Annotated in this window: 9 protein-coding genes; 2 read left to right on the top strand and 7 right to left on the bottom strand. The window is 69.1% G+C overall.

Annotation, left to right across the window (positions count from 1 at the left end; translation table 11 throughout):
- Window positions 1-2: 2 nt before the first annotated feature.
- The 7 genes from PYV55_RS02730 to PYV55_RS02700 form a co-directional block, all read right to left on the bottom strand.
- Window positions 3-728, bottom strand: coding sequence for a TetR/AcrR family transcriptional regulator (locus PYV55_RS02730; protein ID WP_275849027.1), 726 nt, complete (start codon window positions 726-728; stop codon window positions 3-5).
- A 114-nt stretch (window positions 729-842) separates the two neighbouring features.
- Window positions 843-2,135 (bottom strand): YbfB/YjiJ family MFS transporter, encoded by a 1,293-nt coding sequence (locus tag PYV55_RS02725; protein ID WP_275849025.1) that lies wholly within the window; start codon window positions 2,133-2,135, stop codon window positions 843-845.
- A 436-nt stretch (window positions 2,136-2,571) separates the two neighbouring features.
- A complete protein-coding gene (locus PYV55_RS02720; RefSeq protein ID WP_275849023.1) occupies window positions 2,572-3,645 on the bottom strand; it encodes an adenosine deaminase in 1,074 nt (357 codons plus the stop codon).
- A gap of 100 nt (window positions 3,646-3,745) precedes the next feature.
- Window positions 3,746-4,918, bottom strand: a complete 1,173-nt coding sequence (locus PYV55_RS02715) for a BMP family ABC transporter substrate-binding protein (RefSeq protein ID WP_275849021.1) — start codon at window positions 4,916-4,918, stop codon at window positions 3,746-3,748.
- A 75-nt stretch (window positions 4,919-4,993) separates the two neighbouring features.
- Window positions 4,994-5,911 carry an ABC transporter permease gene (locus PYV55_RS02710; RefSeq protein WP_275849019.1) on the bottom strand — a complete coding sequence of 306 codons (918 nt, stop codon included), beginning with the start codon at window positions 5,909-5,911 and terminating at the stop codon, window positions 4,994-4,996.
- A 3-nt stretch (window positions 5,912-5,914) separates the two neighbouring features.
- Window positions 5,915-6,994 carry an ABC transporter permease gene (locus tag PYV55_RS02705; protein ID WP_275849017.1) on the bottom strand — a complete coding sequence of 360 codons (1,080 nt, stop codon included), beginning with the start codon at window positions 6,992-6,994 and terminating at the stop codon, window positions 5,915-5,917.
- Window positions 6,981-8,693 (bottom strand): ABC transporter ATP-binding protein, encoded by a 1,713-nt coding sequence (locus tag PYV55_RS02700; protein WP_275849015.1) that lies wholly within the window; start codon window positions 8,691-8,693, stop codon window positions 6,981-6,983. Before PYV55_RS02700 ends, PYV55_RS02705 begins: the two co-directional genes overlap by 14 nt.
- 241 nt (window positions 8,694-8,934) lie before the next feature.
- Here PYV55_RS02700 and PYV55_RS02695 point away from each other — a divergent pair, with 241 nt between their 5' ends.
- On the top strand, window positions 8,935-10,710 hold the full coding sequence (locus tag PYV55_RS02695; RefSeq protein WP_275849013.1) for a xanthine dehydrogenase small subunit: 1,776 nt from the start codon (window positions 8,935-8,937) through the stop codon (window positions 10,708-10,710).
- The gene (xdhB, locus tag PYV55_RS02690; RefSeq protein ID WP_407066754.1) at window positions 10,707-13,103 is read left to right on the top strand and encodes a xanthine dehydrogenase molybdopterin binding subunit; all 2,397 of its coding nucleotides are present in this window, start codon (window positions 10,707-10,709) and stop codon (window positions 13,101-13,103) included. Before PYV55_RS02695 ends, xdhB begins: the two co-directional genes overlap by 4 nt.
- Window positions 13,104-13,112 lie beyond the last annotated feature (9 nt).

Genomic DNA, 13,112 nt, shown 5'->3' with positions numbered 1-13,112 from the left:
GCTCATTCCTTGGGAGTGGAGGGTGAAGGTAAAACCTGCGTTGGCGGCACTTTTGCACCATAACGCTGCAGGATGTGGTCAAAGCCCGTGAGCGCGCGTGCGAGCGAGCCGGGCGTTTGTAAAAAGCGTGCCTCGTAGTGCAGCGCGAGGATCAGGCCGTGGATTTCGAACAGCATCTGCTCCTCGTCCGTGTCGGCGCGCAGTTCGCCGCACTCCTTGCACAGCACAATCGCGCGCTTCAAGGCCGCGTGCCAGGTGCATACCGAAGACGCGAGCGCGTCGCGCACCGGGCCCGGCCGGTCGTCGAACTCGACCGCGCCGCTGATGTAGAGGCAGCCCGAGTCGATCTCGACCGAGGTGCGCGCCATCCAGCGCTCGAACAGCGCGCGCAGGCGCGCCACGCCGCGCGGGGCCTGCAAGGCGGGGTAGAACACCTCTTGCTCGAAGCGCGCGTGGTATTCGCGGATCACCGAGATCTGCAATTCCTCGCGCGAGCCGAAGTGCGCAAACACGCCCGACTTGCTCATGCCCATGCGCTCGGCCAGCGCCCCCACGGAGAGGCCCTCGAGTCCGATGTGCGTCGCAAGCCCGAGCGCCGCATCGACGATCGCGGCCTTGGTCTGCCGGCCTTTTTGCAGGGCGCGGCCCGCGCGCGCCGCTGGATCGGGCGCTGCGCGCCCTGGCGCCGAAGGCACGGGAGATTGCGGCGAGTTCGAGGGACTGGACATGCACGGTCAAAATAGAACGACCGTGCTATTTTGCCCGAAGTGCGAAGATCCCTCGCGCCGGACTGCCATGCCCCGCGCGCGGCCATGGCTCAGCTCCGAAAATCTGCCGCGCCGTTACGACTTGGCCGCGCGCATGGGATACGCCCACACCATGCCCGCGTAGATCAGCGCACCGATGATCAGCGCGCCCGCGGCGACTTCGAGCGACAGCGCAAATCCCGCCGCCGCGTCGGGCAGGCGGCGCAGCAACAGCGCGACCAGCGCCGGGCCGAGGATCTGCCCTACGCCATACATGGCCGTGAGCAGGCCGATGAAGCTCGCGGCCTGGGCCGGGCGCAGGCGGCGCACCTCGTGCATCGCAAAGAAAGTGATCGCGGTAAAAGGCACGCCCAGCAGCACGCTGCCGAGCACGAAGCCCGCCAGACTCGGGCTGTAGAGGCTTGCCGCCACGCCCGCGGCCTGCAGCACATAGCACACGATCAGACGCAGGCGAAAGTCACCGCCGTGCGGCAGGCGCGAGACGAGCAGCGCGCCGGCCATCACGCCCAGGCCGAACATGGGCCAAAACAGGTCCAGCCAGGCCGAGCCGGGCAAGGCCGTGCGCGCAATCACGGGCAGAAAGGTTGCGGTGATGATGTAGCCAAAGCCTGCGAGGCCGTAAGCCAGCGCGAGCCAGGCCATCTCGGCGCGGCCCTGTGGCGGCGTGCTCACGCCGCTCCCTGTCTGTCCTGCGGCCGGTGCACCGGCGTGCAGACGCTCATCCCCGCCGCGCAGGGTGCGCCAGACCGAGGCCGCGAGCACCCAGGCGAGCAGGCCGAACAGCACCCAGCCCGCCGCAGCGCGCCAGTGCCAGGCCGTCATGGCGCTGGCCGCGAGGCCGCTGAGCACGATGCCCGCGCCCGGCCCCATGTAGATCATGCCGCTGAGCGCAGGCACACCCAGCCGCGCGAGCCGCGCCATGCACCAGCCCGAGGTATAGACGAACACCACGGCGCTCGTTACGCCCGCGGCAAAGCGCAGCACGGGCCAGGCCGCAGGCGCGGGCCAGGCCATCGCGAGCGTGAGCAGCCCCGTCGCCACGAGCCCGCCGCGCACCAGCGTGACGAAGGCAAACAGGGGCAGCACACGCAGCCGCGCCCACAGCCAGGGCTGCAGCGTGCACAGCACGGCGCCGACCAGGTAGCCGAAATAGTTCGCGCTCGCGAGCCAGCTCGCGCCGGGCAGGTCGAGCAGGCCATCGTGCAGCATCATGGGCAGCAGCGGCGTGAACGCAAAGCGCCCTATGCCCATGGCCACGGCCAGCGCCACCAGCCCTGCGAGCGCGATGTCCATCGGACGCTGCGCGGCGGGTGTGCCAAGAGGCGCCGGTGGAGGAAGGTTTGGAGCCGAGCTGGGGGCGCTGCGCATGGTGCTGTCTCTGGGTGAGCTTGTTGTGTGCGCATTGTCACAGCTTCACCGCGCGCGACAGCCTGCCCCGGTTGAACCCAGATTGTCCATTCGGCGGTGCTGCGCACCTACGCAGGCGCTGGCTGACGGCTGACGGCTGACGGCTGACGGCTGACGGCTGACGGCTGACGGCTGACGGCTGACGGCTGACGGCTGACGGCTGACGGTCATTTTGGCCGCTGCAAGGAAACCCGTCATTGCGAGCCCCGCAGGGGCGCGGCAATCCAGTCCCGGTTTTGCAAGGGACGCAGGCGCTGCATCGAAGGCCATATGGATTGCCGCGGGCCTTCGGCCCTCGCAATGACAGGGAACCATCGTCCCACGTCCTCATGAACAATCTGGGTTGAGCGATCAACGCGCGCTCCGCATGCGCGGAAGAGCGCCTCCGCAGGCGCGGCTATCCCTGCGCAAAGCGCGCAAACACCCCGTCGAGGCGCTCCTGCCAGGCACGTTTGGTCTCCGCAGCGACGAAACTGGCTTCGAAGCTGTTGCGCGCCAGCATGTAGGCGTGCGGCGCCCCCAGGCCCGTGGCGGCAAACAGCTGCGTGAAGTTGTCGTTGATGTAGCCACCGAAGTAGGCCGGATCGTCGGAGTTGACCGTGACGCACAGCCCCGCAGCGAGCAACTGCGGCAGGTTGTGCTGCGCCAGGCTGGCAAAGACGCAGAGCTTGAGGTTGGACAGCGGGCACACGGTGAGCGGAATACGCTCGCGCGCCAGGCGCTGCAGCAGCGCCGCGTCGTGCTGCGCCTGCACACCGTGGTCTATGCGCTCGGCGTGGAGCACGTCGAGCGCGCTCCAGATGTAGGCCGGCGGTCCCTCCTCGCCCGCGTGCGCGACCAGGTGCAGGCCCAGCTCGCGGCAGCGTGCGAACACGCGCGCAAATTTTTCTGGCGGGTGGCCGAGCTCGCTCGAATCCAGCCCCACGCCGATGAATTTGTCGCGCAGCGGGAGGGCCTGCTGCAGCGTGGCAAAGGCGTCTTCCTCGCTCAGGTGGCGCAAAAAGCACAGGATCAGCGCCGCCGAAATGCCCCACTCGGCACGCGCATCCACGCAGGCGCGGTGCAGACCGTGAATGACTGCCTCCATGGGCACGCCGCGCGCCGTGTGCGTCTGCGGGTCGAAGAAAATCTCCGCGTGCACTACGTTTTCAGAAGCAGCGCGCGCAAGATAGGCGCGCGCCATGTCATAAAAGTCCTGCTCCTGCAGCAAGACGCTGGCGCCCGCGTAGTAAATGTCCAGAAAGCTCTGCAGGTTGCTGAAGGCATACGCGCTGCGCAGCTGCGCCACGCTCGCATACGGCAGCGCCACGCCGTTGCGCTGCGCGAGCGCAAAGATCAGCTCGGGCTCGAGCGAGCCTTCGATGTGGATGTGCAGCTCGGCCTTGGGCATCGCGGCGAGTAGCGCGGGCAGGCGCGCAGGGGCGATGTGCGCGAGCTGGGCGGGGAGCGCGGGAAGATCGGCAGAGGACATGGGCGGTCTCCAAAAAAACGTCCGCTCGCCGCACAAAGCGGCAGCGAGCGGACGCACTATGCATGAACGGCAGACCAGACTGCCTTGCGTCTGTGGCGCTTTACTTCTTCTCCCCGCCCGGCACCTTGCCCTCCACGCCCTTGACGTAGAAGTTGATGCTCGTGAGGAATTTGTCGTCGGCCACGGCGTCCTTTTCGAGCACGGGCTTGCCGTTCTGGCCCACGATGGGGCCCTTCCAGATCACCAGGCTGCCGTCCTTGAGGCCGCTTTTGGCGGCATCGACCTTGGCCTTGAGCTCGGCGGGCACGTCATCGGCGATCGAGACGATGTCGATTGCGCCCTCTTTCACGCCCCACCAGCTGCGCCCGGTTTTCCAGGTGCCGTCGAGCACCTCTTTGACGCTCTGGATGTAGTACGGGCCCCAGTTGATGACCGAAGACGCCAGGTGCGCCTTCGGGCCGTAGGCTTTCATGTCGCTGTCCCAGCCGAACGCGCGCTTGCCCTTGTCCTCGGCAGTCTTGAGCACGGCGGGTGAGTCGGTGTTCTGGAACAGCACGTCGGCGCCGCCGTTGATCAGCGAGGTCGCGGCCTCGGTCTCCTTGGGCGGGTTGAACCACTCGTTCACCCAGACCACCTTGGTCTTGATCTTGGGGTTCACGCTTTGCGCGCCGAGCGTGAAGCTGTTGATGTTGCGCACCACTTCGGGAATGGGCACCGAGCCCACCACGCCCAGCGTGTTGCTCTTGGTCATGCCGCCCGCGATGATGCCCGCAAGGTATGCGCCCTCGTAGGTGCGGCTGTCGTAGGTGCGCAGGTTGTCCGCCGTCTTGTAGCCCGTGGCGTGCTCGAACTTGACCTCGGGATGGTCGGGGGCGACCTTGGCCATGCTTTCCATGTAGCCGAACGAGGTGCCGAACACGAGCTTGTTGCCCTGCCCCACCATGTCGCGGAACACGCGCTCGGCGTCTGCGCCTTCGGGCACGCTCTCGACGTAGCTCGTCTGCACTTTGTCGCCAAACTCCTTCTCGACCGCCTTGCGCCCCTGGTCGTGCGCGTAAGACCAGCCGCCGTCGCCCACCGGGCCCACGTAGGCAAAGGCGATCTTGAGCGGCTCGGGCCTGGGTGCGGGCGCCTGCGCGGCCGAAGCCGGTGCTGCGGCGGGCGCGGGGGCCGGCGCGGGCTCTTCCTTCTTGCCGCAGCCGGCAAGCGCGGCCGCCGCCAGGGCCGAGAACGTGGCGAGTTTGAGCAGGGAGCGTTTGTGCAGATCAGTCATGGGGGGATTCCTTCCAGAACAGAGGGCTTGCAGGGACGAAAATCGAAGCGCGGCCGCGACCGCAGAGGGCCAAAATCACCCCGGATGGAACGGCTTGCCGAGCGAGGCCGGCATGTTGACACGAATCCAGACCGGGTTGCGCGAAATCAGCGCGAGCACCACGATGGTGGCCACGTAGGGCAACATGCTCAGCCACTGGCTGGGCAGCTCCACGCCCGTGGCCTGCAGGTGAAACTGCAGCATGGTCACGCCGCCGAACAGGTACGCACCAAGCAATACCCGTGCCGGGCGCCAGGTGGCAAAGGTGGTGAGCGCGAGCGCGATCCAGCCGCGCCCCGCGACCATGCCCTCGGCCCACAGCGGGGTATACACCGTCGAAAGGTAAGCGCCCGCGAGGCCGCACAGCGCGCCGCCCACCATCACCGCCGCAAGGCGGATGCGCCGCACCGGGTAGCCGAGCGCGTGCGCCGCCGCGGGCGACTCGCCCACCGCGCGCAGCACCAGCCCGGCGCGCGCGCGGTACAAAAACCACGCGAGCGCCGCCGTGAGCAGCATGGTCAGGTACACGAGCGGGTGCTGGCGAAACAGCGCCGGCCCGAGCAGCGGCACGTCGCCCAGCACGGGAATCGCGTAGCGCGGCAACTCGGGCAGTTTGGCCTGCACGTAGCCTATGCCCACGAAGGCCGAAAAACCGCTGCCGAACAGGCTCAGCGCGAGCCCCGTGGCGTACTGGTTGGTGTGCAGCCAGACCACGAGCAGGCCGAACGCGGCCGCAAGCAGCGCGCCCACCGCCATGCCCGCAGCAAAGCCCAGCCAGGTATTGCCCGTGTGCACCACGGTGGCAAAGCCGGCGATCGCGGCGCACAGCATCATGCCCTCGGCGCCCAGGTTGACGACGCCGGCCTTTTCGTTGATGAGCAGCCCCAGCGCCGCGAGTGCGAGCACCGTGCCTGCGTTCAGCGTGGCGGCAATGAGCAATGCGTAGGATTCCATGCCTCAACCCCCTGCCTGCCGCGCACCGAGGCGGCCCCAGCGCACGCGGTACGCGATCAGCGTGTCGCAGGCCAGCAGCGTAAACAGCAGCAGGCCCTGGAACACCCCCGTGATCGACTTGGGCAGCCCCAGGCGCGACTGCGCGAGCTCGCCGCCGATGTAGAACATGCTCATCAGCAAGGCCGAGAGCACCATGCCCACCGGGTGCAGCCGCCCGACGAAGGCGACGATGATCGCGGCAAAGCCGTAGCCCGCGGGCACGTAGGGCGTGAGCTGCCCGATGGGCCCCGCGACTTCGAGCGCCCCGGCCAGCCCCGCAAGCCCGCCCGACAGCAGCAGCGCGAGCCACAGCGCGCGCCGCGAAGAAAAGCCCGCGTAGCGCGCCGCCGCAGGCGCAAGCCCGCCCACCTGCTGCGCAAAGCCCGCGCGCGTGCGAAACAAAAACACCCACAGCCCCGCCGCCGCCACAAGCGCGAGCAGCAGGCCGACGTGCACGCGCGTGCCCGGCCACAGGCGCGGAATCTGCGTCACGCGCTCGAACATGCGCGTCTGCGGAAAGTTGTAGCCCTGCGGGTCTTTCCACGGCCCGAACACCAGATAACTGAGCAGCAGCGAAGCCACATAGACCAGCATCAGGCTCACGAGGATTTCGTTCGCGTGAAAACGATCGCGCAGCAGCGCCGTGAGCGCGGCCCAGGCCATGCCACCGAGCACGCCCGCGAGCAGCAGCGCGGGCACGATCCAGCGGCCCGTCTCGGGCGTCGCGAGCAGCGCCACGCCGCCCGCGCTGATCGCGCCGAGGATGTATTGCCCCTCGGCGCCGATGTTCCACACGTTGGAGCGAAAGCACACCGCGAGCCCGAGCGCGATCAACAGCAACGGTGTGGCCTTGACCAGCAGCTCGCCGAGCGCGTAGGCCGATTTGACGGGCTCCCAGAAAAACGCCTGCAGGCCGCGCAACGGGTCTTTGCCCAGCAGCGCGAACAGCGCCACGGCGATGAGCACCGTGAGCGCGAGCGCGAGCAGCGGCGAGGCATACGTCCAGCCGCGCGAGGGTGCCGGCCGGGGCTCAAGCCGCAGCATGCGTGGCTCCGTCGGAGGTGGACGCAGGCGCGCCGGGGTTTTGAGGCCGCGATTCGGACGACGATTCTGAAGACATTTCGGCCCTCTGCGCCAGATGCCCTTGCACTTCGGCGTGCCACAGGCCGCTCATCCAGGCGCCGATCTGCGCCACCGTGGCCTCGGCGCGTGACACCGCGGGCGACAGCCGCCCCTTGGCCAGCACATGCAGCCGGTCGCTGAGCTCGAACAGCTCGTCGAGCTCCTCGCTGAGCACGAGCACCGCGCAGCCCGCATCGCGCAGCGCCAAAATCTCGGCACGGATCTGCGCCGCCGCGCCCACGTCCACGCCCCAGGTCGGCTGCGCGACGATGAAGAGGCGCGGCCGGGCGTCGATCTCGCGCCCGACGATGAACTTTTGCAGATTGCCGCCCGACAGCGACTGCGCGGGCGCCTGCGGCCCGGCCGCGCGCACGCGAAAGCGCTCGATGATGCCGCGCGCCTGCGCCTGCAGCGCCGCAAGCCGAATCCAGCCGCCCGCGGCCACGGCCTGCGCGCGCGTGAGCAGCAGGTTGTGCGCCAGGTCCATGCTGGGCACGGCGCCACGGCCCAGGCGCTCCTCGGGCACGAAGTGCAGGCCCAGCGCACGGCGCGCCCGCGGGCCTTGCCGGCTCACATCTTGGCCTTGCTGGCTCACTTCCTGCCCCTGCCGGCCCGCGCCCGGCCCCACGATCTCGATGCTGCCGGGCGCGGCGCGCGTGTCCTCGCCCGAAAGCGCGGCGAGCAGTTCCTTTTGCCCGTTGCCCGACACGCCCGCAATACCCGCGACCTCGCCCGCACGCACCTCCAGCCGCACATCGACCAGATCGACGCCAAACGGATCGGCGCGCCGCAGCGACAAGCCCTGCACGCGCAGCACGGGCGCACCCGGCGGCGCCGCGCGGTGCTGCAGCGCGGGCGGCTCGGCGCCAATCATCAGGCGCGAGAGCGAGGCGTTCGATTCGAGCGCCGGATTGCACACGCCCGTGACCTTGCCGCCGCGCAGCACCGTGCAAGCCGTGCACAACGCGCGAATCTCGTGCAGCTTGTGGCTGATGTAGAGGATGCTGCAGCCCTCGCTGGCAAGCCGGCGCAGCACAACGAAGAGTTTTTCGACCGCCTGCGGCGTGAGCACCGAGGTCGGCTCGTCGAGGATCAACAGCTGCGGCGCGCCGAGCAGCGCGCGGATGATCTCCACGCGCTGCATCTCGCCCACGCTCAGCGTGTGCACCGGGCGCAACGGATCGACATCGAGCCCGTATTCGGCCGCCTTGGCGCTGATGCGGCGCGTGACCTCGGCGAGCGCCAGCCCCTTGTCCAGCCCCAGCCACACGTTCTCGGCCACGGTGAGCGTGTCGAACAGGCTGAAATGCTGGAACACCATCGCAATGCCCAGCGCGCGCGCCTCCTGCGGGTTGCGCACCTGCACGGGCTGGCCGTTGAACCACACCGCGCCAGCGTCGGGCTGCACCGCGCCGTAGATGATCTTCATGAGCGTGGACTTGCCCGCACCGTTTTCGCCCAGCACCGCATGGATCTCGCCCGGCTGCACCATGAGCGACACATCATCGTTGGCCACCACGCCGGGGTAGCTTTTGCGGATGCCGGCGAGCTGCAGGCGGGGCGGGGCGGAGCCGCGATCTGGGTCGCTTCCCGCGGCAATCAAAGAGGACGATGCGTTCATGCGGTGCACTTGCTTGGCTATCCCAATTTTATTGGAGCAATGTTGAAGCAAATTCGATGCCTCAGCGCACGCAGCATGCGCGGGAAGCTCTTTTTTTGGCAGCGCACTACGCTCAGGAACGACGGATTCTGGCGGCCCCGATCCGGCATAGAACATGCTATTTCATCGACGTCCGTCCGCCGCCGCACAATGGCGCAGAGCATAGACCGCTTTTCCCTTTCGTTGTCCAGATTCACTCCCCATGAACACCCGCCCCTTACGCTTCGTGCGCCGTGGCCAGTTGGTCAGGCTGGCGCATGTGCCGCCCGAGCGCACCTTGCTCGACTTGCTGCGCGAAGACCTGGCTCAGACCGGCACCAAAGAGGGCTGCGGCGAGGGCGACTGCGGCGCCTGCACCGTGGTGCTGGCCGAGCTGCACGAGGGGCGGCTGCGCTACCGGGCCGTGAACAGCTGCATTCGGCTTGTGCATTCGATCGACGGCCTGGCGCTGTGGACGGTGGAAGACCTGACGCGCGACCCGCTGCTGCGCCGTGCGTGCGCCGCTGCCGATCCCCAAACCGAGGCGCGGGGCGATGCCTGCAGCCCCGAGCACCCTGCGCACCCGATTGCGGCAGCCGCTGCGCCTGGCGCCCAGGGCGCTGTAGGCGCGGCGTCCAGCGCCGATCTGCACCCCGTGCAGCAAGCCCTGCTCGAATGCCACGGCTCGCAGTGCGGCTTTTGCACGCCGGGTTTCGTGATGAGCCTGTTCGGCCTGTACCAGAACAAGATCGCTGCGCGCGCTACGGGGCACGCAGGGTACGCGGGTCAAGAAGTCACGCAGGAACAGGCGCTCGAGGCGCTCTCGGGCAACCTGTGCCGCTGCACCGGCTACCGTCCCATCCTGCAGGCGGCGCAGCGCATGGGCACGCTGCCCGCCGTGGCCGTCGAGGAAGCCGAATTGCTACGACTATTGAAGCTGCTTGCGCAGGAGGATAAAGGGCTGGAAGGCAATTTTGCTTATGAATCGCCACAGACCCTGCCGGCCCTGCTCGCGGCGCGCGCGGCGCGGCCCGAAGCGCAGGTGGTGGCCGGCTGCACCGACGTGAGCCTGTGGGTGACGCAGCAGCAGCGGCGCTTTGCGCAGGTGCTCGATGTCACACGCGTGTCCGAGCTGCGCCGCATAGACTGGCATGCCCACCACATCGCCATCGGCGCGGCGGTGACGCTCACCGATGCGTTTGCCGCGCTGGCGCAGCAGTGGCCGCAGCTGCACGATTTTGGCGCGCGCTTTGCGGGGCTACCGGTGCGCAACGCGGGCACGCTGGGTGGCAACGTGGCGAACGGTTCGCCGATCGGCGACTCGATGCCGCTTTTGATCGCGCTGGGCGCGCAGCTCGTGCTCGCGAGCACGCGCGGCGAGCGCACGTTCGCGCTCGAAGACTTTTACACCGGCTACCGGCGCACCCAGCTCGCGCCCGACGAATTGTTGGTGCGCATCCTGGTGCCGCGGCCACCCGCCGCGTCGTCCGCGCCGGGTGCTCACAACTCGCACGGTGCGCCCGGTGCGCAGGATGCTCCCGGTGCGCCCGGTGCAGCGCCGCACACGGCGCAGCTTCTGCGCGCCTACAAGGTCTCCAAGCGCTGGGAGGACGACATCTCGGCCGTGTGCCTCGCGCTGCAGGTCGAAGTCGCAGAGGGCGTGGTGCAGCGCGTGCGCATAGGCGCGGGCGGCGTCGCGGCCACGCCGGCACGGGCGCGGGCCACCGAGGCCGCGCTGCTCGGCCAGCCCTGGACGCAGGCCACCCTAGACGCCGCCGCGCACGCCCTGCAAGCGGAGTTCACGCCCTTGTCCGACCTGCGCGCGACTAGCAGCTACCGCCGCGCCGTGCTTGGGCGCTTGCTGCAGCGCTTTTGGCTGGAAAGCCAACCCGAACATCAAGAAGAAAATGGGCCCCAGTGCCCGCCCCATCTCCATCAGCAGCTACCAAGTTTGGAGCATCACTACCTGCCGCCGCTGTTGCAGGAGGTCGCGCAATGAAGCCCGCTACGCTGCCTGCCGCGGCTTCTGCCGCATCCTTGCCGATGTCCCTCAGCCCCGCGCTGGGCCAGCCCTGGCCGCACGAAAGCGCGCGTGCCCAGGTCTGCGGCGCGGCGCCCTATGTCGATGACCTGCCCGAGACCAAGGGCACGCTCTACGCCGCGCCCATCGTCTCGCCGTGTGCGCACGGGCTGCTGCGCGGCATCGACGCGGCACCTGCGCTCGCGCTGGCCGGCGTGCACGGCGTGGTGCTCGCGGGCGACCTGCCAGGCGACTTGTGGCTGCCCACGCCCGCGCGCGATGAGCCCATTTTTGCGCACGAGCGCGTGCAGTACCTGGGCCAGGTGCTGGGGCTGGTGGTGGCGGACAGCCCGGCGCTGGCGCGGCGCGCGGCGCGCGCGGTGCAGGCCGACATTGCGCCGCTGCCCGCGATCCTCACGCTCGAACAGGCGCTGCAGTCGCAAAGCTACGTGCTGCCACCCGTCACGCTGCGCCGCGGCGATGCGGCGGCGGCGCTCGCGGTGGCCCCGCGGCGCCTGCGCGGGCGCTTCGAGGTCGGCGGGCAGGAGCACTTTTACCTCGAAGGGCAGGTCGCCTACGCGCTGCCGCTGGAGCAAGGCCAGTGGCTCGTGCATTCGAGCACGCAGCACCCCGCCGAGGTGCAGCACTGGGTCGCGCACGCGCTCGGGCTTGCGCAGCACGCGGTGCGCGTGGAATGCCGGCGCATGGGCGGCGGCTTTGGCGGCAAGGAGACGCAGGCCGGCCAGATCGCCGTATGGGCGGCGCTGGCCGCGCACAAGTTCGGCCGCCCCGTGAAGCTGCGGCTCGCGCGGCGCGAGGACTTTCTCATCACCGGCAAGCGCCACCCCTTCGCCTACGAGTACGAGGTGGGCTTCGACGACACGGGGCGCATCCAGGGCCTGCGGCTGCAAATGGCGGCCAACTGCGGCTTCTCGGCCGACCTCTCGGGCCCGGTGGCCGACCGCGCGGTGTTCCACTGCGACAACGCCTACTACCTGGGCGACGTGGAAATCACCTCGCTGCGCTGCAAGACGCACACGCAAAGCCACACGGCCTTCCGCGGCTTTGGCGGGCCGCAGGGCATGCTCGCGATCGAGGCCATCCTCGGGGACATCGCGCGCGCGCTGGGGCGTGACGCGCTCGACGTGAGGCTGCGCAACCTCTACGACCCCGACCCGACCGCGGGGCGCCACACCACGCCCTACCAAATGGCGGTGGAAGACAACATCCTGCCGCAATTGCTCTCACAACTGGAGCTGTCTGCGCAGTACCGACGCCGGCAAGAGGCCATTTTTGGCTGGAATCGCACGCAGCCCGTGCTGCGCCGTGGGCTCGCGCTCACGCCGGTCAAGTTCGGCATCAGCTTCACGGCCACGCAGTTCAACCAGGCGGGCGCGCTGGTGCACGTCTATACCGACGGCAGCGTGCAGGTCAACCACGGCGGCACCGAGATGGGGCAAGGGCTGCACACCAAGGTGGCGCAGATCGTCGCCGACGAGCTCGGCGTGCCGCTTGGCCGCGTGCAGGTGACGGCCAGCGACACCGCCAAGGTGCCCAACGCGAGCGCCACGGCCGCGTCGAGCGGCACCGACCTCAACGGCCGCGCCGCGCAGGACGCCGCACGCCAGGTGCGCACGCGCCTGGCGGCGCTGGTGGCGCAGCTCGACGGCTGCAGCCCCGCGCAGGTGCGCTTTGCCGACGGCCAGGTGCACTCGCCCACGCACCAGCGCAGCTTCGCGGCGCTGGTGCAGCTCGCCTACGCGCAGCGCGTGCAGCTGTGGAGCGACGGCTTTTACCGCACGCCCAAGATCCACTACGACAAGCACACGCTCACGGGCCGGCCGTTTTACTACTTCGCCTACGGCGCGGCCTGCACCGAGGTGGCCATAGACACGCTCACGGGCGAGAGCCGCGTGCTGCGCGTGGACATCCTGCACGACGTGGGCCGCAGCATCAACCCGGCCATAGACCGCGGCCAGATCGAGGGCGGCTTCGTGCAGGGCATGGGTTGGCTCACGACCGAGCAGCTCGTGTGGAACGACGCCGGCGCCCTGAGCACCTGCGCGCCCAGCACCTACAAAATCCCCACGGCGGGCGACATGCCCGTGCAGTTTCACGTGGACTTGTGGCCCGAGCCCAACCGCGAAGACAACGTGGGCGGCAGCAAGGCCGTGGGCGAGCCGCCCTTCATGCTCGCGCTCAGCGTCTATGAGGCGCTGCGCAACGCCATCGCCGCCGCGCCGGGCGCAGCGGGCGAACAAAGCACGGTGGGTGCGGCGGCCAAGCCCTTCGCCGCACAGCCGCTGCGCCTCGACGCCCCGGCCACGCCCGAGCAGATCCTGCGTGCGCTCGGGGCCTTGGCAGCGGACTGAGGTCACTAC

The sequence above is a fragment of the Extensimonas soli genome (assembly GCF_029211265.1).
In the GTDB taxonomy this organism is placed as follows: domain Bacteria; phylum Pseudomonadota; class Gammaproteobacteria; order Burkholderiales; family Burkholderiaceae_C; genus Extensimonas; species Extensimonas soli.
This window is presented reverse-complemented; position numbering and strand designations above follow the sequence as displayed.